This is a genomic window from Mesoflavibacter sp. CH_XMU1422-2, from assembly GCF_037029245.1.
Lineage (GTDB): Bacteria > Bacteroidota > Bacteroidia > Flavobacteriales > Flavobacteriaceae > Mesoflavibacter > Mesoflavibacter zeaxanthinifaciens.
Genome location: NZ_JAYMEE010000006.1, coordinates 46,042 through 72,180, shown reverse-complemented (window position 1 = coordinate 72,180; position 26,139 = coordinate 46,042). Strand labels below are relative to the sequence as shown.

Genomic DNA, 26,139 nt, shown 5'->3' with positions numbered 1-26,139 from the left:
AACACCACTACAAAGGCTATTTTTTATTAAAAAGTTTCATTTACTAGAAAAAAATATAAAACATTATAACATCAATAAATCACTGTGTTTTTACATGTTTTATGATGTTTTTTTTGCGATGTATGTTTTTTGTAGCGCTAAATATTAAGAATTTGTTAATTAAAGCGATTAATTTTGAGAAAAGCTCAAACTAAATAAAAATGAAAAAAATATTTTTATCGGTTTTACTCTCAATTTTTGCTATAAGTATCTATGCTCAAGAGTATACCATTTCAGGAGTTGTAACCAGCCAACAAGATGGATTACCACTTCCTACAGTTAGTGTTATTATTAAAAACACAACAAAAGGTACTGTTACCGATTTTGATGGTAACTATACAATTAGTAATGTCCAAAAAGGAGAGACATTAGTGTTTTCTTACATAGGATTTGAAACTAAAGAAGTTGTTGTTAATAATTCTAATGCTATAAATGTAGCCTTAACAGAAAATGTTGAGTCACTATCAGAAGTTGTTGTAATAGGATACGGATCTCTTAAAAAACGTGAAGTCACAGGAGCTGTATCAACAGTAGGTTCTGAAGTTTTAGAAGAAATTAAACCTATTAAAGTAGAACAAGCACTACAAGGAACAGTTTCTGGTGTTAACGTAACCCAACAAGGTGGAGCACCAGGTGCAGGTTTGGATATTAGAATAAGAGGTATTTCTACCAACGGTGCAAACGGTCCATTAGTTATTATTGATGGTTACCAAGGAAATTTAGATATCTTAAACCCAAATGATATTGAAACTATTACAGTTTTAAAAGATGCTCAGGCTGCTATCTACGGTACAATAGGAGCAAACGGTGTCGTTTTAATTACAACTAAACAAGGTAGAAAAAACTCAGCTCCAAAAGTTTCTGTTAATTCTTATACTGGTTTTCAAGAAACCACAAGAAAGTTACCATTACTTAATGCTACAGAATATGCTCTACTTTTAAATGAAAGCTATGCTGCAGGCGGACAGGCTATACCTTTTCCAAATGTAACAGGATTAAGTACAGGAACCGATTGGCAAGAAGAAGTATTTAATGAAGCAGTACCAATTGTTAATCATGATTTTAATGTTTCTGGAGGATCAGAAAAAATAACATACTCCTTTAGTGGATCTCATTTATACCAACAAGGTATTATTGGACCTAAAAAAACAGACTTTAGACGTAATACAGCAAGATTGTCTTTAGGTGCAGATCTTTCAGATAAAATTAAAGTTAATGCTAATGTTATTTATACTTACTTAGATAGAGATGCGATTAATGATAACGGTTTAGGCTCTGTATTATTCAACGCAATTAATGCTCCTGCTACTTTATCTCCATATCAAACAAATGGTGATTTTTCTCTAGTACCAAATACACCAGGTTTAGGTATCGAGATTATAAATCCATTAGCTCAAATAGATAACACATTTAATGATTATGATTTAAAAAAATTAAATGGTACTGTATCTTTAGATTATGATATTCATAAAAAAGTAAAGTTAACCAGTAGAATTGGTTTTAATACAAGTAATAGTGAAGGTAAGTCTTTTGCTAAAGAGATTGATTATGGAGGTAAAGTCTTTGATGTACAAAGAAGTAGCGTGTCGCAAAATGCAATCAATGATAATAACTACTCACTAGATATTTTTGGAACTTATAACGATGTCTTTGCAGATAACCATAAAGTAACATTAACATTAGGGACTACTATCTTTAAAGAATTTGGTAATGGTCTTTTTGCAACTGGATTTGATATACCTAACAACGATTGGGCATTTGCTGATATAGCGTTAGCTGAAGGAACAAGCGACGAAGGTGTTAGAGACGTTGGTTCTTATGCTTATGATGAAAGAAGACTATCTTATTTTGGTAGGCTACAATACGACTATAAGGGTAAATATTTATTCTCAGCAATGCTTAGAAGAGACTCTTCAACAAAGTTTGGACCAAACAACAGAACAGCATATTTTCCTTCTGTAACTGCAGGTTGGGTAATTTCTGATGAAGGGTTTATGAATAACTCAAATTTTATAGACTTTTTAAAGCTAAGAGCTAGTTATGGTGTGTTAGGAAACGACCAAATAGGAAACAACGGTTACACAAGTCTATTAGAAGGAGAAGCAACTTATATTTTTGATGGATCTTTAGTAAATGGTCAAGCAATAGGTGTTTTGTCTAATCCAGATTTACAATGGGAAGAAGCTAAAAAACTAGATATTGGATTAGATTTAAAATTTTTAGGAGAAAAACTAAATGTTACAGCAGACTACTTTATAAATAAAAGAGATAACCTGTTAATTCAAAATATAGCAACTTCAGGTATAACAGGTATAGCAGCTCCAGGTGCTGGATCACCAACGGTCAATGCAGGTGAAGTAGAAAACAGAGGTTTTGAATTAGCATTAGGATATAGTGATAAGTTATCAGACAACTTTAAATTTAATGTAAATTACAATTTAACAACATTAAAGAATACTGTATTAGAAGTTAATAATAGTACAGGATATCTTGAAGGCGGAGCTTTTGGTGTTGGTCAACCAGCACCATCAAGAATGGAAGTAGGTTTACCAATTGGATATTTTTATGGTTTTCAAACAAATGGAATTTTCCAAAACCAAGCAGAAGTAAACGCACATCCATCTCAATCTGCTTTAGGTGCAGAAGCAGCTCCAGGAGATATTAGATTTGTTGATGTAAATGGTGATGGAGTAATTGATTTTGATGATAGGACAAACTTAGGAGACCCAATACCAGACGTAACAATGGGACTAAATTTAAGTTTAGATTATAAAAACTTCGATTTTAAAATGTACACGTTTGCTTCTATAGGAAACGATATGGTAAGAAACTACGAAAGAACTTTATCTGATGTTAACAGACTTAATTATGTGTTAGATAGATGGACAGGAGAAGGAACAAGTAATACAGTACCAAGAGTAACTACAGCAGCAACTAGTAACAATGTGTTTTCAGATTATTTTGTAGAAGATGCATCTTTTGTTAGAATTCAAAACATTCAATTAGGTTACAGTTTACCAAGCAAAGTATTAGACAAATTAGGTATGTCTAAAATAAGACTTTACACAGCTGTAAATAATCTTTACACATTTACTAAATATAAAGGATATGACCCAGGAGCTTCAAACGGAGCACCAATTGGCGGAGGTATAGATTACGGTTTTTATCCTATACCTAGAACTTACATTCTTGGTTTAAATCTTAACTTTTAAAAAAAAGAATTATGAAAAATTATAAAAATATACTTTACGCTTTTACTGTATTAGTAGGCTTCGCTGCTTGTTCAGATGACTTTGTAGAGCGTGAGCCAGTTTACTCAATTGGATCAGAAAATTATTTCAACTCAGAAACAGATTATTATAATGCTTTAGTAGGAGCATACGATTTATTACAATCTACCTACGTAAATGTCATGTTAGGAGAAATAGCTTCTAATAATACACTATGTGGCGGAGAAAGCGCTACAGATGTTATTGGTTTTCAGCAAATAGATGATATGACGCATACACCAGTTAATAGTAACTTAAAAAATATTTGGGATTGGATGTTTGCAGGTGTTAATAGAGCAAATTACATTTTAGAATTTCAAGATAAAACAGACTTTGAAGGTAAAGAAGTTATTATTGCCGAAACTCGTTTTTTAAGAGCTTATTATTATTTTGAATTAGTAAAATGGTTTGGTCCAGTGCCTTTAAAAGAAACAAGATTTGAACTAGGAGACGAAACTTCAATACCAAGATCTCCAGTGTCAGATGTATATGGTTTAATAGAATCAGATTTACAATATGCAATAAATAATTTAGAGTACACAGCACCACAAATAGGACGTGTAACTAAAGGTGCAGCACAAGCATTATTAGGTAAAGCTTATTTGTATCAAGATAAATTTTCAGATGCAGCTAATGTGTTAGATAATTTAATTCAATTTGGTCCTTACGATTTGGTTGACGATTACAATACAATTTTTGAAAATGCAGGAGAAAATGGTGTAGAATCTGTTTTTGAAGTTCAATATACAGATGCAGAAGGAGCAGGATTTGGATGTCTTCAATGTAGTGAAGGTAACGTAGCTGTTGGCTTTAACGGAATCCGTAACTACGATGGTCCAGTGTTTGATTCTGGTTTTAGCTTTAATGTGCCTACACAAGATGTAGTTGACGAGTTTGAAGCAGGAGACTTAAGAAAAGATGTGGCTATTTTAGATATCGAAGCTTGGGCAAATACAACTGGCGCAACTTACGGTACAGGATATGAACACACAGGTTATTTTAATAGAAAATATATTGCTAGACAAGGAGATGCAAATCTTGGTGATCAAAATCTTACTAACCCAAATAATTATAGAGCTATTCGTTTTACAGATGTGCTTTTAATGGCTGCAGAAGCTTTTAATAGAAGCGGAATTGACGATACAAAAGCACAATTATATTTAAACAGAGTCAGAGAACGTGCTTTTGGGGATACATCTCACAATGTAACAGTAACAGGTACAGCTCTAACAGATGCAATTTATCATGAAAGACGTGTAGAATTAGTTGGAGAAGGACATCATTTCTTTGATCTAGTTCGTACAGGAAGAGGAAACCAAATTCCAGGTTTCACTTCTAATAAAAATGAATTATTTCCAATACCAATTGAAGAAATTCAATTTTCAAATGGTAATTGGCAACAAAACCCAGGTTATTAATTAAAAAATTAGAAAAATGAAAAATTTTAAGTACATCCTTACATCTTTTTTGGCTGTTTTGTTAGTGTTTACATGTGCTAATGAAGATGATGATACAAACTATGTAAACCAAATAGAAGCACCAAGAAATGTTTCGGCATTAATAACCGTAACACAAGATAATACGGGCTTGGTAACAATTACACCATTAGGTGAAGGTGTAGTAAGTTTTAAAGTAAACTATGGTGACGGTTCTGAGTTGTCAGAAGATTTAAATCCAGGAGAAAGTACACAGCATACATATGAAGAAGGCGTGTATAATGCTATTATTGTCGCTACAGGATTAAACGGAAAAACAACATCCGTAACACAAGAAGTAGTTGTGTCTTTTCAAGCACCACAAAATTTAGTAGTTACTATAGAAAATGATGCGACTATATCTAAGCAAGTAAATATTAATGCAAACGCAGATTTTGCATTGTCTTACGAGGTTAATTTTGGTGATGGTAGTGATGCTATTATGACTAATTTTGAAGAACCTTACAGTTATCAGTACACAGATGCAGGTATTTATACAATTACAGTAACAGCTTTTAGTGCTGCTATCGAAACTACTGTTTACACGGAAGAATTTGAAGTAACAGCTATACTTCAACCCTTAAATGCAGCTCCTTCACAACCAGCAAGAGCAGATGCAGATGTCATTTCAATTTATTCTGGATATTACACAGATATTTCTGGTACAGATTATTATCCTAATTGGGGACAAGCAACAACTTTTAACGAGTTAGATATCAATGGAGATGCAACTATTCAATATAGTAACTTAAACTATCAAGGTATACAATATGGAGAAACTGTAGATGCTTCAGCAATGGAATATTTACATATTGATGTATGGACAACAGATGCACCAAATATTCAAGTATTTCCTATAAGTATCGCTACAGGAGAGCAACAAGTAACTTTAGACTTAGTAGCAGACCAATGGAATAGTTTTGATATTCCTATATCAGATTTTACTTCTCAAGGCTTATCAATGAACGATATTCATCAGTTTAAATTTGTAGGGTCTGGTACTGTATTTATAGACAATTTATATTATTATCGTGCACCAACAGTTCAAAATACATTAGAAGGAACTTGGAAAATGGTTGAAGAAGCAGGCGCATTAGGTGTAGGACCAGCAGTAGGAGATACAAGCTGGTGGAATTGTGATGCTACTTGTGTTACAGATCGTGCATGTTATTATGATGATATTTATGTATTTAATCCAGACGGAACATTTAATAATGTTTTAGGTGCTCAAACTTGGGTTGAAGGCTGGCAAGGCGGAAGCGATGCTTGTGGATCACCAGTAGCACCATATGATGGGTCAGCTTCTGCAACTTACACATACGATAGTGCTGCAGGAACTGTAACGTTAAATGGTACAGGAGCCTATATAGGTTTAGCTAAAGCTAATAATGCAGGAGAATTACCAAATGTAGCAGTACCAAGCTCAATAACTTATAATGTAACGTTTTTAGACGCTAATACAATTAGTGTTTATATAGAATCTGGTGCTGGTGTATTCTGGCAATATAAATTAGAAAGAATTGGAGCAACTTCATCACCAATTGAAGGAACTTGGAAGATGGCAGAAGAAGCTGGCGCATTTGGCGTAGGACCAGCAGTAGGAGATACAAGTTGGTGGAATTGTGATGATGCTTGTGTAACAGAAAGAGCGTGTTATTACGACGATACGTATGTATTTAATTCTGACGGAAGTTTTAGTAATGTTTTAGGAACAGACACTTGGGTTGAAGGTTGGCAAGGTGGTAGCGATGCTTGTGGTACACCAGTAGCTCCTTATGATGGTTCAGCGTCTGCAACTTACACTTATGATAGCGCAGCAGGAACCGTGACTGTTAACGGTACAGGTGCTTACATCGGTTTAGCTAAAGCAAATAATGCAGGAGAATTGCCTAATGTTGCTGTGCCAACTTCAATTACTTACAATGTAACATTTGTTGATGCAAATACAATGACTGTTTATGTAGAAGCTGGTGCTGGAGTTTTCTGGCAATATAAGCTTGTTAAAATTTAAAAATTACTATGATGAAAAATCTAAAAATAAATTTATTATTCATTCTTGCGTTATCACTTTTCACCTTTAGTTGTCAAGAAGATGATGCAGAATTTGGAGAAATAATTGCACCAACCAATTTACAAATTAGTGCCGAAATTATAGGCGTAGATGCAAATAATCCTAATGGTGATGGAAGTGGTATGGTAATATTAACTGCAACAGCAGATAATGCTATTACCTATAATTTTGAATTTGGAGACGGACAAAATGGCGTTTTCCCATCAGGAGTAGCAAACCATCGATTTAGTTTAGTAGGTTTAAATTCTTATAACGTTGTTGTAAGTGCAATAGGAAGAGGAGGTAACGCAACAACAGGAACCATAACTATTGATGTGTTTAGTTCTTTTGACGATTTAGAAGCTAAACAATTACTGTCAGGTGGAGCTGGTAGTTCTAAAATATGGTATTGGGCAGCAGCAGAAACGGCTCATTTAGGAGTTGGACCTGCTAATGGCTCAATCGGCGAAGGATATTGGTATCCGCAATGGTATGCAGCACAACCTTTTGAAAAAGCTGGTTCTGATGAAAGTAGTTGTATTTATGAAGACCAATTAGTTTTTTCTTTAGATGTAAACGAGCAATTAACATACCAACTTAATAACAACGGACAAACATACTTTAATGGTGCTTATGAGTCTGTTGTTGGAGGAAGTGCAGGTTATGACTTTTGTTATAACTTTGATACATCAGGAACAAGTATAGTATCTCTTGCGCCAACTTCTGTAGATTGGAGTACTGTACCAGACCCAGATTTTACATCTAGAGGAACAGTAATGAACTTTTCTAACGACAATTTTATGGGTTACTATGTAGGAGCATCTAGTTACGAAATTATCGAGTTAACATCGTCTTTATTAAAAGTTAGGTGTATAGATTCCCAAAACCCAGATTTAGCATGGTATCATACCTTTACAACGCAAGAACCAACACAAGGATTTACTTCAGATTATAATACACTTGCTTGGCAAGACGAATTTGATGTAGATGGTGCTCCAGACCCAACAAAATGGACTTATGATTTAGGAACAGGTGTAGACGGATGGGGAAATCAAGAAGCTCAATCTTACACAAATAACACTGAAAATATTGAGGTTTCTAACGGAAACTTAATAATAACAGCAATTAACTCAGGTTCTGGTTACACATCTGCAAGAATTAAATCAGAAAACCTGTATGAGTTTACTTACGGAAGAGTGGAAGTAAGAGCAAAATTACCAACTGGTGGTGGAACTTGGCCTGCAATTTGGATGCTTGGTGCTAATTATGATACCAATGCTTGGCCAGCTTGTGGAGAAATAGATATTATGGAACATGTAGGGAATGATCAAAATACAATTCACGGATCTTTGCATTATCCAGAAGCTTTTGCAGGTAATGCAGACACAGGATCTACTACTGTAGATACAGCAAGTACAGAGTTTCATAATTATACAGTAGAATGGTCTCCGACAGCAATAAAATTTGTTGTAGATGATGTAGTGTATCATACCTATGCTAATACAGGATCTTCGCCATTTAATAGTGATTTCTTCTTGATTTTAAATGTAGCTATGGGCGGAACTTTTGGAGGCGATATTGACCCTGCCTTTACACAAAGCTCTATGGAAATTGATTATGTAAGAGTATACGAATAGAAAATGAAATTTAATATATTAAACGCACTATTGATTTGTGTTATTTTCTTTACATCTTGTGAAAACAACGAGAGTAACCTGTCAGTAAACGATATAAAAACCTCTAAAACGCTTTCTATTGAAGATAAGGTTGAAGCTTTGCTATCTAAAATGACTTTAGAAGAAAAAATTGGCCAAATGAATCAATATAATGGGTTTTGGGATGTAACAGGACCAGCGCCTTCAGATGGAGAAGCAGAAATAAAATATGAGCATCTTCGTAAAGGTTATGTAGGTTCAATGATTAACGTAAAAGGCGTTAAAGATGTTAGAACTGTTCAAAAAATAGCAGTTGAAGAATCTAGATTAGGTATTCCTTTAATTATAGGTTTTGATGTTATTCATGGGTTTAAAACCACAAGTCCAATCCCTTTAGCAGAAGCAGCAAGCTGGGATTTAGAAGCTGTAAAAAGCTCCGCTGAAGTTGCCGCTAAAGAGGCTGCTGCATCAGGTATTAATTGGACGTTTGCTCCAATGGTAGATATATCTAGAGATGCACGTTGGGGACGTGTTATGGAAGGCGCAGGAGAAGATCCGTTTTTAGGTTCAAAAATTGGGGTAGCTAGAGTACAAGGTTTCCAAGGAGAAGATTTATCATCACCATTAACCATAGCAGCTTGTGCTAAACATTTTGCAGGTTATGGATTTGCAGAGTCTGGTAAAGACTATAATACTGTAGATGTAGGTACTTCAACTTTAAATAATATTATTTTACCTCCTTTTAAAGCAGCTTCAGATGCAGGAGTTAGAACATTTATGAATTCTTTTAATGAGTTAAACGGAATTCCTGCAACAGGTAACAAAATGTTACAAAGAGACATCTTAAAAGAAAAATGGAATTTTGATGGATTTGTAGTCTCAGATTGGGGATCAATAGCAGAAATGATTGCACATGGGTACGCTAAAGACGGAAAAGAAGCTGCAAAATATGCTGCAAACGCTGGCTCAGACATGGACATGGAATCGTATTTATACGTAAAACATTTAGCTTCTTTAGTTAAAGAAGGTGAGGTAGATGAAGCCTTAATTGACGATGCGGTAAGACGAATTCTAAAAGTTAAATTCGAATTAGGATTATTTGATGATCCTTATAAATATTGTAATGAAGATAGAGAAAAAGAAATTATAGGTAGCGAAGCTATTAATAACACCATTTTAGATGTTGCAAAAAAATCTATAGTTCTTTTAAAAAATCAAAATCAGTTATTACCGTTAAAAAAAGAAGGTCAAAAAATAGCAGTTATTGGTGCTTTAGCAGACGATAAAACAAGTCCTTTAGGAAACTGGAGATTAGCTGCAGAAGAAGGTTCTGCTATTTCACTTTTAGAAGGTTTAAAAAACTATACAGGTAATACAATTACATACGCTAAAGGTGCAGATGTAATTACAGAAAATACATCATTTGCAAAAGAAGTAAAAATTAATGAAGATGATACTTCTGGTTTTGCAGAAGCTTTAGCTTTAGCAAAATCTTCGGATGTTGTAATTATGGCTTTAGGAGAACATGGTATGCAGTCTGGTGAAGGTAGAAGTAGAGCAAACCTTGGTCTTCCAGGTGTTCAACAGCAACTTTTAGAAGCTGTTTACAAAGTAAATAAAAATATAGTTTTAGTATTACATAACGGTAGACCATTAGCAATAGATTGGGCAGATCAAAATATACCTTCAATTTTAGAAGTATGGCAATTAGGTAGTCAAAGTGGTAATGCAATAGCGCAAGTCTTATTTGGTGATTATAATCCAAGTGGTAAATTACCAATGACGTTTCCTAAAAACGTCAATCAAGTTCCTATTTATTATAATTATAAAAGTACAGGAAGACCAAACATGCCAGCACCAGATGAGGTATTTTGGTCACATTATTCAGATCAAACCAACCAACCGCTATATCCATTTGGTTTCGGTTTAAGTTATACGACGTTTAAATATGATAATTTAAAAGTAGAAAATACTTTTGGTGAAAATAAAACGGTTAAGGTTTCTGTTGAAATCACCAATACAGGTAATTACAAAGGTAAAGAAGTAACTCAATTGTATATAAGAGACTTATTTGCAAGTGTAACAAGACCTGTTAGAGAGTTAAAAGGTTTTGAAATGATTGAATTAGAACCAAACCAAACAAAAACTGTAACTTTTACTTTAACAGAAAATGAACTTGGGTTTTATGATAATTTAGGTGAATTTATTGTTGAAAAAGGAGATTTCAAAGTATTTGTTGGAGGAGATTCTTCAGCAAAATTATCATCAGAATTTAAAATTTAAATGAAACATTTATTAATTATAATTAGTCTAGTAACAATATTTTCTTGTGAAAAAAAGAAGCAAGAAAATATTGTTTTTTTTGAAGACTTTAATACTGAAAATCTTAACGAAACTCATTGGAATTACGAGTTAGGTAATGGTTGTCCAAACCTTTGTGGTTGGGGAAATAATGAAAGACAATATTACACGAAAGAAAATGTATCTATAAAAGATGGTAATTTAGTAATTACAGCTACAAAAGATTCAACTAAATATTATTCTGGAAGAATAACGACTAAAGATAAAGTAGAATTTACATACGGTACTGTAGAAGTAAAAGCAAAATTACCTCTAGGACACGGTTTATGGCCAGCAATTTGGATGCTAGGATCAGATATTGAAGAAGTTGGTTGGCCTGCTTGTGGAGAAATTGACATAATGGAGTATGTTGGTAAAATACCTCATGAGATCCATACAACCTTACATACACCATCTAGTTTTGGTCAATCTATAAATACTAATGTAGAAACTTTAGAGAATATTGAAGAAGGTTTTCATGTCTATAAAACAAATTGGAGCAAAGATGCTATTAAGTTTTATATAGATAATCAGTTGGTATATACCTTCTCACCAGAAGAAAAAGATAAAAAGAATTATCCTTTTAATAAACCATTTTTTGTTATTCTAAATATGGCTATTGGAGGTAGTTTTGGTGGACCAGATGTGGACGATTCAATTTTCCCTCAACAATTTATTATAGACTATATAAAGATTTATCAATAATTAAAATTTACCTGAATAACTAACTATAATAAAAAAGGTGCAAATATATTTTTGCACCTTTTTTTATTTAAAAATTCTTTTCACTGTTTATTCAACTCTAAGTAAACCAGTTTCATCTTCAATTTTTATTTGCTTTCCTTTTGTACTAATTAATCCTTGTTTTTTAAATTGAGATAAGATTCTAATAGCACTTTCTGTAGCAGTACCAACAATACTGGCATAATCTTCTCTAGATAAGGTTAGTACCAAAAAACCATTTTCATCACTTCCAAATTTTTGATGAATGTAAACAAGCGTATTAGCAAGACGTTGCTTTACCGTTTTTTGTGCCATGTCTACAAGCTGATCATCAGAGTTTTTTAAATCTTTGGCCATATTTTTTAATACGTCCATAGAAAAATTAGGGTTTTTCTGTAAATCTTGGATAATTTCACTTTTAGGAACAAAGCAAACTTGCATATCATTTACAGCAGTTGCAGTAAGGTTAGATGGTTCTCCACTAACTAAAGAGCGTTGACCAATCATTCCGCCTTTTAGCGCAAGTTTTACAACTTGATCTTTACCATTTTCACTTAACTTAGTTAATTTACAAACTCCATCTCTTATACAGTAAATACCATTTAAAGAATCACCTTCTTCAAAAATGTTATCTCCTTTTTTAACGATTTGAGTTGTTTTACATGCAGAAACACGCATTAACTCTTCTTTTGTTAAGGCCTTTAAACTATTAAATTGCCTAACAATACATTGTTCACATTTGCTCATACCTAAAAGACTAATGTTTCAAAATTATACATAATATGACAAATATCATAAAATATCTTCAGCTTAATTGTAACCTTTGTTATAGGTATAAAAGAGCAAATTATGGATGCAAAAGTATGTTATCATTGTGGTGATACATGTGCAGATACCAAAATAACAAAAGATGAAAAAGTGTTTTGTTGTAATGGTTGTAAAACGGTTTACGAAATCCTTTCGGAAAGCGATTTGACATGTTATTATGACCTTCAAGCTTCGCCAGGAGCTGTTCCTAAAGAGATAGAAGGAAAGTACGATTTTCTTTCTCAAGAAAAAATTATCGAAAAATTAGTAGAGTTTAGTGATGGTAAAACACAAATTGTTACGCTTTACATTCCGCATATACATTGTAGTTCTTGTATTTGGATTTTAGAAAATTTAAACAAATTAAATCCTGCTATTTCTCAATCTCAAGTCAATTTTGGAAAAAAAACTGTACGAGCAACGTATAATACAGAAACGTTTAGCTTAAAAGAATTAGTATTACTTCTTAGCTCTGTAGGTTACGAGCCATACATTAGTTTAGACGATTATAAAACAGGAAAAGAAAACGTTAATCGAAGCTTAATATACAAGCTTGGTGTTGCTGGTTTTGCATTTGGCAATGTCATGTTTTTGTCTTTTCCGGAGTATTTTGAGGTAGATGAGTATTGGCTAGAAAAATACAAACATCTTTTTAGATGGTTAATGTTTGCGTATTCGTTACCTGTTGTGTTTTATGCTGCACAAGATTATTTTATTTCGGCGTATAAAGCTATTAAAACCAGAATTTTAAATATAGATATACCAATTGCTTTAGGTGCAATTGTTCTATTTTTAAGAAGTACGATAGAAATTATTTTCAACTACGGATCAGGATTTTTTGACAGCTTAACAGGGTTGATATTTTTCTTATTACTTGGTAAATTCTTTCAGCAAAAAACCTATTCATTTTTATCTTTTGAGCGCGATTATAAATCATATTTTCCAATAGCGGTCACCAAAATTATTAATAATGAAGAAGTGCCAGTTCAAGTCTATGATATAGAAAAAGGAGACCGATTATTAATAAGAAATCAAGAGTTAATTCCCGTAGACGGAATTTTAATTAACGGAAGCGCAAAAATTGATTACAGTTTTGTAACTGGCGAATCTGAACCAGTTAAAAAAGCGTCTGGAGATAAATTATTTGCTGGAGGAAAGCAGACTTCGGGCGTTATAGAAATGGAGGCCATAAAGTCCGTAGAGCAAAGTTATTTAACACAATTATGGAGTAATGATGTCTTTAATAAAAATAAAGAAGATGGTTTTACAACGCTAACAAACGCTATAAGTAAGCGTTTTACAATCATTATTTTAAGTATAGCTTTTATTGCAACTGCATATTGGCTTTATGTAGACTCTTCTAAAGCGATGAATGTGTTTACTGCTGTTTTAATCATTGCTTGTCCTTGTGCTATAGCGTTATCGGCTCCATTTACCTTCGGAAACTTGTTGCGTATTTTTGGTAAGAAAAAGTTCTATTTAAAAAACGCTTCGGTAATAGAACAATTATCGCATATAAACACGATAATTTTTGATAAAACAGGAACCATTACTTCAAACAAAAAAAGTGAAGCAAAATATGAAGGTTTGCCACTTACCACAGAAGAAGAAACTTTATTAAAAAATACCTTAAGAGGATCTAATCATCCTTTAAGTAGAAGTCTTTATGATATTCTAGACGAACATAATATTATTACTTTAGATACTTATAAAGAACATTTAGGACAAGGTATAGAAGCATCCCATGCTTCAAAAAATATAAAAATAGGCTCTGCAAAATTTGTTGGTTATCAAGCAGAAACAGAGGTTTTAAATACAGCTGTTCACGTAAGCTCTAATAGTATTTATAAAGGAAAATTCACCTTCTATAATAGCTATCGTAAAGGGTTGTCCAAGTTATTTAATAAGCTAAAAAAGAATTACGATTTAGCAATTCTTTCAGGAGATAATGAAGGTGAAATGGAAAACCTTAAAAAACTATTGCCATCAAAAACCAAGCTGCTTTTTAATCAAAAACCAGACGATAAGTTAGAATACATAAAATACCATCAAACTGAAGGCGCAAAAGTACTTATGGTTGGTGACGGACTTAATGATGCAGGAGCATTAGCACAAAGTGATGTTGGTGTAGTGATTTCAGAAAATATAAATGTGTTTTCTCCAGCTTGCGATGCTATTTTGGATGCTTCTAAGTTTAATAACTTGTATAGTTATATCAAGGCTTCAAAAAGTGCATTAAAAATTATAAAATGGAGCTTTTTGCTGTCATTCTTTTACAATGTTATAGGATTATATTTTGCTGTTACAGGACAATTAGCGCCAGTAATTGCAGCAATATTGATGCCTTTAAGTTCTATAAGTATTGTGATTTTCACAACAATAGCTACAAACTGGATTGGCCGAAAACTAAAATAATTTTAAACATGATAAATATCATCTTTTAAACAAGACTTCTAAAGTAATTTTGAAACATAACTTCTAATTAGGTATGAGTGTTATATATATATTATTAACGGTAAGCATTATTGTAGCTGTAATTTTCTTTGTAGCCTTTATTATGGCTGTAAGAAACGGGCAATTTGACGATGGTTATACACCATCTGTAAGAATGCTTTTTGAAGACGAACTTATAAAATCAAACAAAACAATAACTAAAAACAACAAAGACTAATCACAATTATTATGGAAATGCAACAATTTTATTACGATAACAAGATTGTTAAAAAGTTTCTCTATGCAACAATGCTCTGGGGAGTAGTTGGTATGCTAGTAGGACTAATTTTAGCTTTCATGTTTTTATTCCCAAATATGACAGATGGGATTTCATGGTTAAGTTTTGGTCGTTTAAGACCATTACATACCAATGCCGTTATCTTCGCATTTGTGGGTAACGCAATTTTTGCAGGTGTTTATTACTCTACGCAAAGATTATTAAAAGCCAGAATGTTTAGCGATTTACTAAGTAACATAAACTTTTGGGGATGGCAGTTAATTATTGTCGGTGCTGCAATTACTTTGCCTTTAGGGTTTTCAACATCAAAAGAATATGCAGAGTTAGAATGGCCTTTTGATATTGCAATAGCACTTATATGGGTTGCATTTGGAGTTAATTTAATTGGTACTATGTTAAAACGTCGTCAACGTCACTTATATGTTGCAATTTGGTTTTACATAGCTACGTTTGTTACTGTTGCAGTATTACATATATTTAACAGTTTAGAATTACCTGTTAGTGCATTTAAGAGTTACTCAGTTTATGCAGGTGTACAAGATGCATTGGTACAATGGTGGTATGGTCATAATGCGGTAGCATTTTTCTTAACAACACCATTTTTAGGTTTAATGTACTACTTTGTGCCAAAAGCAGCTAACAGACCTGTGTATTCTTATAGATTATCAATTATACATTTCTGGTCTTTAATATTTATTTATATATGGGCTGGTCCACACCATTTATTATATACCGCTTTACCAGAATGGGCTCAAAGTTTAGGAACAACATTCTCTGTAATGTTATTAATGCCTTCTTGGGGAGGAATGATTAATGGATTATTAACACTTCGTGGTGCTTGGGATAAAGTTCGTGTAGATCCAGTGCTTAAATTTATGGTAGTTGCAATTACGGGTTACGGTATGGCTACATTTGAAGGACCAATGCTTTCTCTTAAAAATGTAAATGCAATTGCTCACTTTACAGATTGGATTATTGCTCACGTTCACGTTGGTGCTTTAGCATGGAATGGTTTCTTAACCTTTGGTATGATTTATTATTTAGTACCAAAGTTATTTAAAACTAAATTACATTCGGTAGGATTAGCTAATTTACATTTCTGGATTGGTACCTTAGGTATTATAATGTATGCGTTACCAATGTATGTTGCTGGATTTACTCAAGCTAGTATGTGGAAACAATTTAATCCAGATGGTACGTTAGTGTATGGTAACTTCTTAGAAACTGTTTCAGAAATTATCCCAATGTACTGGATGCGTGCCATAGGAGGTACGTTATACCTTACAGGAATGTTAATCTTAGTATACAACATTGTTGTTACTATTGCTAAAGGTAGTAAAGTTGAAGACGAACTTGCTGAAGCAGCAGCATTACAACGTGTATCTAAAAAGCGTGTAGCTGGAGAAGGTTGGCATACTTGGTTAGAGCGTAAACCAATTAGATTAACTATCTATGCTACTATCGCAATTTTAATTGGTGGTATTATTCAAATTGTACCAACAATAATGGTAAAATCTAATGTTCCAACTATTAGTAGTGTAGCGCCTTATACACCGTTAGAGTTAGAAGGTAGAGATATTTATATACGTGAAGGTTGTGTAGGTTGCCACTCTCAAATGGTACGTCCATTTAGAAGTGAAGTTGAGCGTTACGGTGAGTACAGTAAAGCAGGAGAATTTGTTTACGATCACCCATTTCTTTGGGGAAGTAAGCGTACAGGTCCAGATTTACATAGATTAGGTGGGAAGTATAATGATAACTGGCACTTCAACCATATGTATGATCCACAAAGTACATCATCAGGATCAATCATGCCAGCCTATAAATGGTTAATTGATAATGAGCTTGATAAATCTCAAACCGAAGCTAAAATGCGTGCAATGGTATCTTTAGGTGTACCTTACACGGAAGAAGATATTGCAAATGCTCAAGCTCAAATGACAGAACAAGGTACTCAAATAGAGAAAAACCTTTACAGCGATCCAGATTTTGCTTCTGCTTACGAAGCAAGTAAGAAAAATGCTGGTGCAGACTTTGTAGAAATGAAAAACAGAGAGATTGTTGCTTTAATAGCATACTTGCAACGTTTGGGTACAGATATTAAAGTAGAACAAACAGAAGAAACAACAGCTCAAAACTAATACGTCATGTTGAAATTTGTAAAAAATCATTTAGAAACAATAGCAGGTGTAGAGATATACCCAATATTATCACTTCTTATATTCTTTGGATTTTTTGTAGTTCTTTTTTGGTGGGTAATCACCGCCAAAAAAGACTACATCTCTAAAGTAAGTAATATACCACTAGAATTAGACAACCAAAACGAATCAGAATCATGAGAAATTTATTCCCATCATATGTAAGAGTTCCTGTAATATTCTTCACAATATTCGGATTAATCGAGTATTTCGTGGATTCAGGAGACGAGCCAGCTTTTTTAAAGTATCCTGTTATCATGCTGTTCTTACTATTAATTTTATTAGTACTTATAGCAATAGAAGGAATAGTAGGTTCTATAGAAAACGTGCTTTTCCAAAGTTTAGATGAAGCTGGTAAAGAACGTTACTTAGCTAGTAAAACAAAAACGCCTCAATTTAAAGCCTTAAATAACATTTATGATAAATTAAAAGGTAAACAAAAACCAATTGAGGAAGAACACGAAATTATCCTAGACCACAATTACGATGGTATTAAAGAGTTAGATAATAACTTACCACCATGGTGGGTATGGTCATTCTATATTTCAATTGTATTTGCAGCAGTTTACTTAGTAAGATTTCATGTTATTGGAACAGCAGATTTTGCAGCAGAAGAATTAGAAAAAGAATATGCACAAGCTAAAATTGAAATAGAAGAGTATAAGAAAACAGCTAAAAATTTAGTCGATGTTAATACTGTAACCTTATTAACAGATGCTGCCGATTTAAAAGCGGGTCAATCTATCTTTAATGCTAACTGTGTAGCTTGTCACATGGCAGATGGTGGAGGAGGAATTGGTCCAAACCTAACAGATAACTATTGGATTTTAGGAGGTGGAATTAAAAATGTATTTCACACCATTTCAGAAGGTGGACGATCTGGAAAAGGAATGATTTCTTGGAAAAACGATCTAAAACCAATAGAAATGGCGCAAGTAGCTAGTTATGTATTGTCTTTAGAAGGTACAACACCAGCAAATCCAAAAGAACCAGAAGGAGATATTTGGAAACCAGAAGGAGTTGATAATGTAGAAGTACCAGAAGAAGTTATAGAAACAGAAGTTATTGAAGTAGAAAAATCTACTCCAGCAGAAAATAACGATTAATAATAAGTTAAAATGGAAGCTCCAGACAACGAGAGTTTTAGAGACTCGATTGCAACAATAAACGAAGAAGGAAAACGCGCTTGGATTTTTCCAAAAAAACCAAGCGGTAAGTTTTATGATTACAGAAAGTACGTAAGTTACTTTTTACTAGCCTTTTTGTTTGCAGCACCGTTTATTAAAATAAATGGTAATCAGTTTTTAATGTTCAATGTTTTGGAGCGTCGTTTTAATATTTTCGGCTTTCCGTTTTGGCCTCAAGATTTTCACCTGTTTGTAATCTCAATGATTATAGGTGTAATTTTTATTACTCTATTTACTGTAGCTTTTGGTCGTATTTTTTGCGGTTGGATTTGTCCGCAAACCATTTTTATGGAAATGGTTTTTAGACGTATAGAATATTGGATTGATGGTGATAGAGGAAAACAATTAAGACTTAAAAAATCTGGATGGACTAGTGAAAAAATAAGAAAAAGAGTTCTTAAACACACTATTTTTATAATTATTTCATTTTTAATTGCCAATATCTTTTTAGCTTATTTAATTGGTAGTGATAAGCTTTTAGGATATATCAAAGACGGTCCGTTTGAGCATTTAGGTACATTAATTCCGTTACTAATATTTACAGGTATTTTCTACTTTGTTTTCTCTTGGTTTAGAGAGCAGGTATGTATCATTGCTTGTCCTTACGGTCGTTTACAAGGTGTGCTTTTAGATACTAAATCTATTGTTGTAGCCTACGACCATAAACGTGGAGAAGGCGAAAATGGACGCAAAAAATGGCGTAAAAATGAAGATAGAGAAGCTTTAGGATATGGAGATTGTATTGATTGTTTTCAATGTGTACATGTTTGTCCTACAGGTATTGATATTAGAAACGGTACACAATTAGAATGTGTTAACTGTACAGCTTGTATTGACGAGTGTGATACCATAATGGAAAAAGTTGGTTTACCTAAAGGCCTTATTAGATATGCAAGTGAAACTAACATTGAAGACAAAGAACCATTTAAACTTACAGCTAGACTAAAAGGGTACATTGTAGTTTTAACAGTTTTAATAGGTGTTTTAATAGCAATGCTTCAATTAAGAAACGAACTTGAAGCACGTGTATTAAGGTTACCAGGACAATTATACGAGCATAAAGAAAACAATATAATAAGTAACGTATTTACCTATAAATTGGTAAATAAAACAACAGAACCAGTTGAAGACGTTAGCTTTAAATTAAAAGATTATAAAGGTACAGTAAAACTAGTATCTACAGAAAATACTGTAACAGTGCCTAAACAAGGTTTAGAAGAAGGAACTTTATTTATAGAGCTTGACCAAAGTTTATTAAAAGGTGATAAGACCGAATTAACTATTGAAATTTATAGTAAAGATAAATTAATAGAAACAACTAAGGTTAACTTTTTAGGTCCTAGAAGTTTCTAAAATATAAACATTGAAAGAATAAAAAAAATAATGGCAAGTACACCTTGCATTAAGGATTGAGGTATTGTTGGAGCGCCTTGTAAAGCGCGACTACCGAAAGCCTGACCTGAAGCTTGCGTAAGGTAATGCCATAAACATTTTAGAGATATGAAACTTAATTGGGGAACCGGAATTGTAATTGCATTTATTGGCTTTATTAGCTTTATAATGTACTTTGTTATCAATATGAATACTGACAAGAAGTTAGATCATGATTTAGTTACAGAAGATTACTATAAACAAGAATTAAAATATCAAAACGATATAGATAAAGAAAAAAATGCCAAAACACTGTCTGCTAACTTAAAGTGGCAAAAAACAGAAAATGGCATGCTAATCAGTTTTCCTGAAAATTTAGAGCCAAGTAATATTTCAGGTAAAGTGTTCCTATATAGACCATCTAATAAACAATTGGACTTTGAAACCACAATTTCTCTGTCTAACCACAATTTGCTCATACCTGACAAACGTTTGTTAGATGGTCGTTGGAACATTAAAATAGATTGGAGTTACAAAGGTAACAACTACCTTTATAAAGAAGAAATTTTATATTAAAATGCTACTTACAGCTATCATATTTGGTTTATTAGGAAGTTTTCACTGCGTAGGAATGTGCGGTCCTATTGCTTTTATGTTACCTGTTGATAGAAGTAATTCTTTTAAAAAAGTATCTCAAATTACAGCTTACCATATTGGGCGTTTACTAGCTTATAGTATTATTGGATTAATTTTTGGGCTAATTGGTAAAAGCTTATATATTTTTGGTTTACAGCAAAAACTATCTATAATTATTGGTGTGTTAATGATAGTGGTTGTTGTGTTCCCTTATAAAAAAATAGGACAAAACTTTGTAGTAAAACCTATTTACAAAGCGGTAGCTTTTGTAAAAAAACAAATGGGTGAAGCTTTAAAAAAGAAAACAGCAGATACTTTTTTAACGATTGGTTTTTTAAACGGGTTTTTACCTTGCGGATTAGTTTATATGGCAGTTTTTGGAGCAATAGCAACTGGTACATCTTGGCAAGGTAGTTTATATATGTTCTTTTTTGGATTAGGCACAATACCCTTAATGACTAGCGCTATTTATTTAGGTAAATTTTTAAATGCACAAGCCAAACAACGCATCCAAAAAGCAATACCTGTATTTGTTGTAGTTATTGGTGCTTTATTTATTTTAAGAGGTTTAGGTCTTGGTATTCCTTATATTTCTCCAGCTCCTGTTGTAGAAATGGTAGAAGGCGCTATTAATTGTCACTAATTTCTTCTTATCTTTATTTTTTGAATTTCATGCTGAATTGAAATCTCAAAACCAATCTATTTTATATGAAAAACATTCTGTTACTTACCGATTTTTCTGAAACTTCAAAAAACGCGATTCATTATGCTTTACAGTTATTTGAAAATAAAGAAACAACGTTTCATCTAGTTTATGTGCATAAAGCATCTGCATTTACGTCTGCAGATTTGATGACAAGTAGCACAGATAATTTGTATGCAAGTATCGTAAAATCGCCACAAGAAGATTTAGAAGACCTTGTAAACAGTTTTAAAACGTCATATAAAAACGATAAGCATACTATAAACTCTCATGTAGATTACGATGTGTTTACAGATGCAATCAATCAGTTAATACAGCTTCAAAATATAGACCTAATCGTTATGGGAACTAACGGTGTGACTGGTGCAGATGAGGTTGTTTTTGGAAGTCATACGCTTAATGTTATTAGAAAAGTTGAATGTCCAACACTTGTCATTCCTAAGGATTTTAAATTTGAAACACCTAACGAAGTTTTAATTCCTTTAGATGAAAAAGATTATATAAACAAAACGCGATTAAGCTTAATTTCTAGTCTTTTACATAATAAAGAAACTAAATTTCATGTTCTTAGAGTTATAGAAACTGAAAATGATAGTTTTAAAGAGGCAGATGTTGAGGTTTTAAATTCAAACTTTTCTAAAGAAGACTATAGCTATTTCAATATTACTAATGTGCCATTACACTATGTTGTAGATACTTATGTACAAACAAATACTATTGATTTTGAGGTGTTTATTATACAGCAAACTACTTTTTTTGAAAGACTTTTTAAAGGATCACCAATTACAAAACATAGTAAAGTAGCAAAAGTACCTTTGTTTATACTTCACGATTAAAACCAAAGACTTACAAAGCTAGAGATACCGATAATTAAGATTAGTATTAGTACAAAACTTCTAAATTGATCTTGAGATATTTTGTTTAGGATTTTTTTACCAATGTAAGTCCCAATAATACTAATTACCAATAGAATAGGGATGAGGTATAAAATGTCTTTTTGTATGTAACCATTGTTGTAATATACAACACTTCTACTTAAATCTACTCCTAAATCTATAATTGCAGAAGTAGCAATAAATTTTTCTTTATTCATTTTAAACGCAGAAAGAGTTATGCCTCTTATTGCTCCGCCAGTACCTAATAAACCTGCGCTAAAACCAGATAAAACACCTCCTAAAATGGCGTTTTTGTTGGATGCTTTAATTATTAATTTTTTAAAAACTAAAAAGATAAGACTAAGTATAATTAAAAATCCGCCTAAAAAATAGGTAAGTATTTTAGTGTTAAAAAACTGACTTACGTAAGCACCTATAATTACAAAAATAACAGCTGGTATACCTAAGTATAGGATAACTTGTTTGTCAATTCCTTTTTTGAAAAAGGCTATTTTAACCAAGTTACTAGATAAATGAAATAGTGCAGTAAGCCCTAAAACCGTTTGAAAATCTAAGAAAAAATTAGCTACAGGAACAAAAACACAGAGGAACCAAAACCACCAACCGTTCCTAAAATTTCTGCAAGTAAAACAAGTAATAGAAATACACCAAAATATTTAGATAACATACTATTTTGGTGTTGGTATTATAGCTTCTTCCTCTAATATTAGTAGTAATAATTTAATATAATCTTTAACGCTATCTTTTAAATTAGTAGGGTCAATTATATCTATACTGCCTTTCCAGATGAGGTTTCTATCATTATTAGGGCATAAGCAATATATACTAGTTTCTGCATTATAGACATTATAATCTTCATAATAATTAGGGTTATAGAACTGGTCTTGATATAAGATGAATTCTTCCTTGAAGTTTTTTTGCTCTATATGTTCTTTATAATACTGATCAGAGTACTTTATCTTATTTTTAATACCAATTATTCTTGAAATAATTACAGTGTCATAATTTAAAGAAATTAAAGAATCTTCTATTTTATTTATTTCAGTTTCAGAAATTTTTTCCTTAAATAAATCCTTATTTAAAACAACTTGACTTTTATCTGCATCTACACCAAGAATTTGTAACTGAGTTTCAAATGTATTTTCAAACAGATCTCTAGCTTCCTTATTTTGGGTCATACCAATTATTAATACTTTTTTAGGTGTGTAGGTTTTAATTGTTGGGTTTTTCCAATAATCTATTAGATGCGTCGTGTTTTCGCAACTTAAAAGAAGTATTAAAATTATATTTAAAAGAAGTAGTCTCATTATTTTATTTGATAAGATTTTTCATTTTATCTGTTTTCATTAAATCTTTAATTAAGCTAAAAATTTCAAATTTTACAGCTTTATAATTATGAAAAAACTCACTTATTTTAGAGGTAAATTCTCTGTGTTCTTTTTTGTATTTATTTTCTTCTTCAAGCTCATCAATACCGTTTACGATAATTTCAAGTTCTTGTTCGTGTTTAATTAAGTTATTAATTAGTTTTTCATTACCACGTTTGGTTCTGTATAAGGCTGTTGTTGCAGTTTGAGCACGCTCTAGATCGTTATTACTTATAATTTTTTGGGTATAATTTGTAATTAATTCTTCTAAAAATAATTGTTCATCTTTAATAAAATTAAGATCTGACAACCAATTTTTTGACATTTCATGCATGCGCTCTGCGCTAAACCATTCTACTAGTTTTCCTTTGTTAGTTTTCATTTTTATATTGTTTAAGAGTTAATATTTATTTCTTTAAGTTACTTTTATATGCTTTAAATAAAAATGATAATTATCATGTATTTAAGAGGTTATAAATCGATTTCTAAGCTTTCATAAAGAGATGGAATATGTGTATTCCAACCCATTTCATCTGTAATTTTTAATCTTAAACTATCAATAGAAGTAAGTTCACCATGAATTAAAAATATTTTTTTTGGTGTGTTTTCAATAGCGCTTAGCCAGTTTAATATTTCAGATTGATCTGCATGTGCTGATAAGCTGTCTATACTGTATACTTTTGCATTGACTTTGTGGTAATTTCCGAAAAATTTTACTTCATGAGCACCATCTTTTATAAGTCTTCCTCGGGTACCTTCGGCTTGATAACCAGCTAATAATATACTTGTTGTATTGATGTCTATGAGTTGTTTTAAATAGGTTAGTACGCGACCGCCAGTAACCATACCGCTACCTGCAATGATAATTTTAGATCTAGGATCGTCAATGGTTTTCCAGGTATCTGCATATGAAGTAATAATATTGATATGTCTACACATAGCATGATAGTCTTGTTCTGATAGTTTGTGCCACTTAGGAAAACGTTTAAAAACTTCTAAAACATTATTGCCCATTGGACTATCTACAAAAATAGGGATATTAGGTATTTTGTTTTTTTGATATAATTTAAACAGAATATACATAAGTGTTTGCAATCTTTCTACCGCAAAACTAGGGATGATTAGATTACCTTTTTTATGTATTACTTCTGTAATGATATTGGTTAAAAGAGTTTCTATATTTTCTTTACGGTGTAATTTGTTTCCGTAGGTGCTTTCTAAAAATATATAATCTGCTTCTTTTGGTCTTTTAGGGTCTTTAAGAAGATAATCATTAGTACGACCAATGTCTCCAGAAAAGACAAAACGTCTACCTTCAATATCAATTTCTATAAAAGTAGCGCCTATAATATGTCCGTTGTAATTAAATTTAAACGAAATGTGATTATTTATTTTAATCCATTTGGCTTCTGTTTGGACTTCAAATTTAGAAATGGTATTTTCTACGTCTTTTATATTATAAAAAGGTAAAGCAGGATGATGTTTAGTAAATTGTTCTTTGTTGGCTTTTTTAGCTTCTTCTTCATGAATTTTAGCACTGTCTTTTAAAATAATTTCGGCTATAGCTAAGGTCGGTGCAGTACCAATAATTGTACCTGTAAAACCTTGTTTGATTAGTCTTGGTAAATAGCCAACATGATCTAAATGTCCATGTGTAAGTAATACTGTATCTATGGATTTGACATTAATGGGTAAATCATTCCAGTTGGTTTGGCGTAATTCTTTTAATCCCTGAAAAACGCCGCAATCTATCATTATGGAAGTATTATAAGCTTCGATTAAAAACTTTGATCCAGTGACGGTTTTTGCTCCTCCTAAAAAAGTTATTTTGGCTGTATTGGACATTTGTTAAGAATTACATAATAAGTTAAATTCGTTTAAAATTCTTTTTTTTCGGGTAGTAGAAACACCTAAATGGTCTAAATAAAAAGAATCATTTAGTAAGTCTTTACTAAGTACTATATCTCTATTTAATAAAAACTGTTTTTCTCTTTTTGTTAGTAAAGTAGAAACTGTTATGGGATATAACTTATACTTATCTATACGTTGTTTAAGACTATTATTGTGAGGGTAATCCCAACTAAGTAATTTTAAACCTACACAATTACCAAAAATTTTAGCGTCTTCTGTAAACCTAGTATTAGTAACGACCCAACCTTCTGATAAAGTAGAAGTTTTATTTTGATTATCATTCCATTTATCTTGAACATCTTTGTATCTAGAGAATATATATAACGGAATTTTGACATTACAATTTAGTCCTTGCTCACCATGAAATTTGCATTCTACTAATAGGGTTTTGTTATTTTTTGTGGCAAGAATATCTATTTCATGAGAGACACAAATACCAGAAACTACATCGCCAACACTAGTGTTATATTGCTCTGCATTGAAAATTGCAGCAACAAAGCGCTCAAAAGGAAAGCCTGTTGGACCAAGTTCGTAGATTGCTTTTTTTAATTTGTATTTGGAGGCAATATGACTTTGTTTAGATTTTAAAAGCGCAAATGCACGATTATATATTTCTTTTGTACTTATACCTTGATAGATTTCATCTCTAACTTTATTTGCGATTTGGTTTGTTAAATTAGTGTCTGCTCCACTTTTTTTTAATGAATGTTTAAGTTTATCTATTGAAAAACTTACTTTTTTACCAGACGATTTTGTGATATCAAAACTCTTGTTTTTCATA

Annotated in this window: 21 protein-coding genes; 15 read left to right on the top strand and 6 right to left on the bottom strand. The window is 32.1% G+C overall.

Features of this window, described 5'->3' with window-relative positions:
* Positions 1–200: 200 nt before the first annotated feature.
* Genes WA340_RS02130 through WA340_RS02105 form a run of 6 tightly spaced genes read left to right on the top strand, consistent with a single transcriptional unit; the run spans position 201 to position 11,533 of the window.
* A complete protein-coding gene (locus tag WA340_RS02130; RefSeq protein WP_336127094.1) occupies positions 201–3,251 on the top strand; it encodes a SusC/RagA family TonB-linked outer membrane protein in 3,051 nt (1,016 codons plus the stop codon).
* Positions 3,252–3,262: 11 nt separating this feature from the next.
* Entirely contained in the window at positions 3,263–4,726 is a 1,464-nt protein-coding gene (locus WA340_RS02125; RefSeq protein WP_336127093.1) for a RagB/SusD family nutrient uptake outer membrane protein, read from the top strand.
* A 16-nt stretch (positions 4,727–4,742) separates the two neighbouring features.
* Positions 4,743–6,794 (top strand): hypothetical protein, encoded by a 2,052-nt coding sequence (locus WA340_RS02120; RefSeq protein ID WP_336127092.1) that lies wholly within the window; start codon positions 4,743–4,745, stop codon positions 6,792–6,794.
* A gap of 11 nt (positions 6,795–6,805) precedes the next feature.
* Complete coding sequence (locus tag WA340_RS02115) at positions 6,806–8,470, top strand: glycoside hydrolase family 16 protein (RefSeq protein WP_304145307.1); 1,665 nt, start codon at positions 6,806–6,808, stop codon at positions 8,468–8,470.
* 3 nt (positions 8,471–8,473) lie between these two features.
* Entirely contained in the window at positions 8,474–10,771 is a 2,298-nt protein-coding gene (bglX, locus tag WA340_RS02110; RefSeq protein WP_336127091.1) for a beta-glucosidase BglX, read from the top strand.
* Positions 10,772–11,533, top strand: a complete 762-nt coding sequence (locus WA340_RS02105; RefSeq protein WP_336127090.1) for a glycoside hydrolase family 16 protein — start codon at positions 10,772–10,774, stop codon at positions 11,531–11,533. It begins immediately after the preceding gene.
* An 87-nt stretch (positions 11,534–11,620) separates the two neighbouring features.
* Here the strand turns inward: WA340_RS02105 and WA340_RS02100 are convergent, their stop codons facing one another.
* A complete protein-coding gene (locus tag WA340_RS02100) occupies positions 11,621–12,298 on the bottom strand; it encodes a Crp/Fnr family transcriptional regulator (protein WP_336127089.1) in 678 nt (225 codons plus the stop codon).
* A 102-nt stretch (positions 12,299–12,400) separates the two neighbouring features.
* Between WA340_RS02100 and WA340_RS02095 the strand changes: the two genes are divergently transcribed.
* The 9 genes from WA340_RS02095 (at position 12,401) to WA340_RS02055 (ending at position 22,020) form a co-directional block, all read left to right on the top strand.
* The gene (locus tag WA340_RS02095) at positions 12,401–14,773 is read left to right on the top strand and encodes a heavy metal translocating P-type ATPase (protein ID WP_336127088.1); all 2,373 of its coding nucleotides are present in this window, start codon (positions 12,401–12,403) and stop codon (positions 14,771–14,773) included.
* A 73-nt stretch (positions 14,774–14,846) separates the two neighbouring features.
* Complete coding sequence (gene ccoS / locus WA340_RS02090) at positions 14,847–15,029, top strand: cbb3-type cytochrome oxidase assembly protein CcoS (protein WP_336127087.1); 183 nt, start codon at positions 14,847–14,849, stop codon at positions 15,027–15,029.
* An 11-nt stretch (positions 15,030–15,040) separates the two neighbouring features.
* Positions 15,041–17,230 carry a cytochrome-c oxidase, cbb3-type subunit I gene (gene ccoN / locus WA340_RS02085; protein ID WP_336127086.1) on the top strand — a complete coding sequence of 730 codons (2,190 nt, stop codon included), beginning with the start codon at positions 15,041–15,043 and terminating at the stop codon, positions 17,228–17,230.
* A gap of 6 nt (positions 17,231–17,236) precedes the next feature.
* Entirely contained in the window at positions 17,237–17,428 is a 192-nt protein-coding gene (locus WA340_RS02080) for a cytochrome c oxidase subunit IV (RefSeq protein ID WP_027879818.1), read from the top strand.
* A complete protein-coding gene (locus tag WA340_RS02075; RefSeq protein ID WP_027879819.1) occupies positions 17,425–18,393 on the top strand; it encodes a cbb3-type cytochrome c oxidase N-terminal domain-containing protein in 969 nt (322 codons plus the stop codon). The genes WA340_RS02080 and WA340_RS02075 overlap by 4 nt, the downstream gene beginning before the upstream one ends.
* Positions 18,394–18,405: 12 nt before the next feature.
* Positions 18,406–19,827, top strand: coding sequence for a cytochrome c oxidase accessory protein CcoG (gene ccoG, locus WA340_RS02070; RefSeq protein WP_027879820.1), 1,422 nt, complete (start codon positions 18,406–18,408; stop codon positions 19,825–19,827).
* Between the two features lie 147 nt (positions 19,828–19,974).
* Positions 19,975–20,421, top strand: coding sequence for a FixH family protein (locus tag WA340_RS02065; protein WP_223076537.1), 447 nt, complete (start codon positions 19,975–19,977; stop codon positions 20,419–20,421).
* 1 nt (position 20,422) lies between these two features.
* Entirely contained in the window at positions 20,423–21,124 is a 702-nt protein-coding gene (locus tag WA340_RS02060) for a sulfite exporter TauE/SafE family protein (protein WP_336127085.1), read from the top strand.
* Between the two features lie 65 nt (positions 21,125–21,189).
* On the top strand, positions 21,190–22,020 hold the full coding sequence (locus WA340_RS02055) for a universal stress protein (protein WP_336127084.1): 831 nt from the start codon (positions 21,190–21,192) through the stop codon (positions 22,018–22,020).
* On the opposite strand, the gene WA340_RS02050 is transcribed toward WA340_RS02055, so the two are convergent.
* The 5 genes from WA340_RS02050 to WA340_RS02030 form a co-directional block, all read right to left on the bottom strand.
* Positions 22,017–22,718, bottom strand: a complete 702-nt coding sequence (locus WA340_RS02050; protein ID WP_336127153.1) for a sulfite exporter TauE/SafE family protein — start codon at positions 22,716–22,718, stop codon at positions 22,017–22,019. The two genes, WA340_RS02055 and WA340_RS02050, sit on opposite strands and share 4 nt — an antisense overlap.
* A 30-nt stretch (positions 22,719–22,748) precedes the next feature.
* Positions 22,749–23,387, bottom strand: coding sequence for a hypothetical protein (locus tag WA340_RS02045; protein ID WP_336127083.1), 639 nt, complete (start codon positions 23,385–23,387; stop codon positions 22,749–22,751).
* 4 nt (positions 23,388–23,391) lie between these two features.
* Entirely contained in the window at positions 23,392–23,829 is a 438-nt protein-coding gene (locus WA340_RS02040; RefSeq protein ID WP_336127082.1) for a hypothetical protein, read from the bottom strand.
* A gap of 89 nt (positions 23,830–23,918) precedes the next feature.
* Entirely contained in the window at positions 23,919–25,292 is a 1,374-nt protein-coding gene (locus tag WA340_RS02035; RefSeq protein ID WP_336127081.1) for an MBL fold metallo-hydrolase, read from the bottom strand.
* Positions 25,293–25,295: 3 nt separating this feature from the next.
* Positions 25,296–26,138, bottom strand: coding sequence for an ATP cone domain-containing protein (locus WA340_RS02030; RefSeq protein ID WP_336127080.1), 843 nt, complete (start codon positions 26,136–26,138; stop codon positions 25,296–25,298).
* Position 26,139: the final 1 nt, after the last annotated feature.

Excerpts from the sequence above, each read along its gene's own strand:
- WA340_RS02075 (WP_027879819.1), top strand. The coding sequence starts at position 17,425 with ATGAGAAATTTATTCCCATCATATGTAAGAGTTCCTGTAATATTCTTC.
- WA340_RS02065 (WP_223076537.1), top strand. The coding sequence starts at position 19,975 with ATGAAACTTAATTGGGGAACCGGAATTGTAATTGCATTTATTGGCTTT.
- WA340_RS02040 (WP_336127082.1), bottom strand. The coding sequence starts at position 23,829 with ATGAAAACTAACAAAGGAAAACTAGTAGAATGGTTTAGCGCAGAGCGC.
- WA340_RS02115 (WP_304145307.1), top strand. The coding sequence starts at position 6,806 with ATGAAAAATCTAAAAATAAATTTATTATTCATTCTTGCGTTATCACTT.
- WA340_RS02105 (WP_336127090.1), top strand. The coding sequence starts at position 10,772 with ATGAAACATTTATTAATTATAATTAGTCTAGTAACAATATTTTCTTGT.
- WA340_RS02035 (WP_336127081.1), bottom strand. The coding sequence starts at position 25,292 with ATGTCCAATACAGCCAAAATAACTTTTTTAGGAGGAGCAAAAACCGTC.
- WA340_RS02030 (WP_336127080.1), bottom strand. The coding sequence starts at position 26,138 with ATGAAAAACAAGAGTTTTGATATCACAAAATCGTCTGGTAAAAAAGTA.
- WA340_RS02080 (WP_027879818.1), top strand. The coding sequence starts at position 17,237 with ATGTTGAAATTTGTAAAAAATCATTTAGAAACAATAGCAGGTGTAGAG.
- ccoS (WP_336127087.1), top strand. The coding sequence starts at position 14,847 with ATGAGTGTTATATATATATTATTAACGGTAAGCATTATTGTAGCTGTA.
- WA340_RS02120 (WP_336127092.1), top strand. The coding sequence starts at position 4,743 with ATGAAAAATTTTAAGTACATCCTTACATCTTTTTTGGCTGTTTTGTTA.
- WA340_RS02125 (WP_336127093.1), top strand. The coding sequence starts at position 3,263 with ATGAAAAATTATAAAAATATACTTTACGCTTTTACTGTATTAGTAGGC.
- ccoN (WP_336127086.1), top strand. The coding sequence starts at position 15,041 with ATGGAAATGCAACAATTTTATTACGATAACAAGATTGTTAAAAAGTTT.
- bglX (WP_336127091.1), top strand. The coding sequence starts at position 8,474 with ATGAAATTTAATATATTAAACGCACTATTGATTTGTGTTATTTTCTTT.
- WA340_RS02095 (WP_336127088.1), top strand. The coding sequence starts at position 12,401 with ATGGATGCAAAAGTATGTTATCATTGTGGTGATACATGTGCAGATACC.
- WA340_RS02055 (WP_336127084.1), top strand. The coding sequence starts at position 21,190 with ATGAAAAACATTCTGTTACTTACCGATTTTTCTGAAACTTCAAAAAAC.
- WA340_RS02045 (WP_336127083.1), bottom strand. The coding sequence starts at position 23,387 with ATGAGACTACTTCTTTTAAATATAATTTTAATACTTCTTTTAAGTTGC.
- WA340_RS02100 (WP_336127089.1), bottom strand. The coding sequence starts at position 12,298 with ATGAGCAAATGTGAACAATGTATTGTTAGGCAATTTAATAGTTTAAAG.
- WA340_RS02060 (WP_336127085.1), top strand. The coding sequence starts at position 20,423 with ATGCTACTTACAGCTATCATATTTGGTTTATTAGGAAGTTTTCACTGC.
- ccoG (WP_027879820.1), top strand. The coding sequence starts at position 18,406 with ATGGAAGCTCCAGACAACGAGAGTTTTAGAGACTCGATTGCAACAATA.
- WA340_RS02130 (WP_336127094.1), top strand. The coding sequence starts at position 201 with ATGAAAAAAATATTTTTATCGGTTTTACTCTCAATTTTTGCTATAAGT.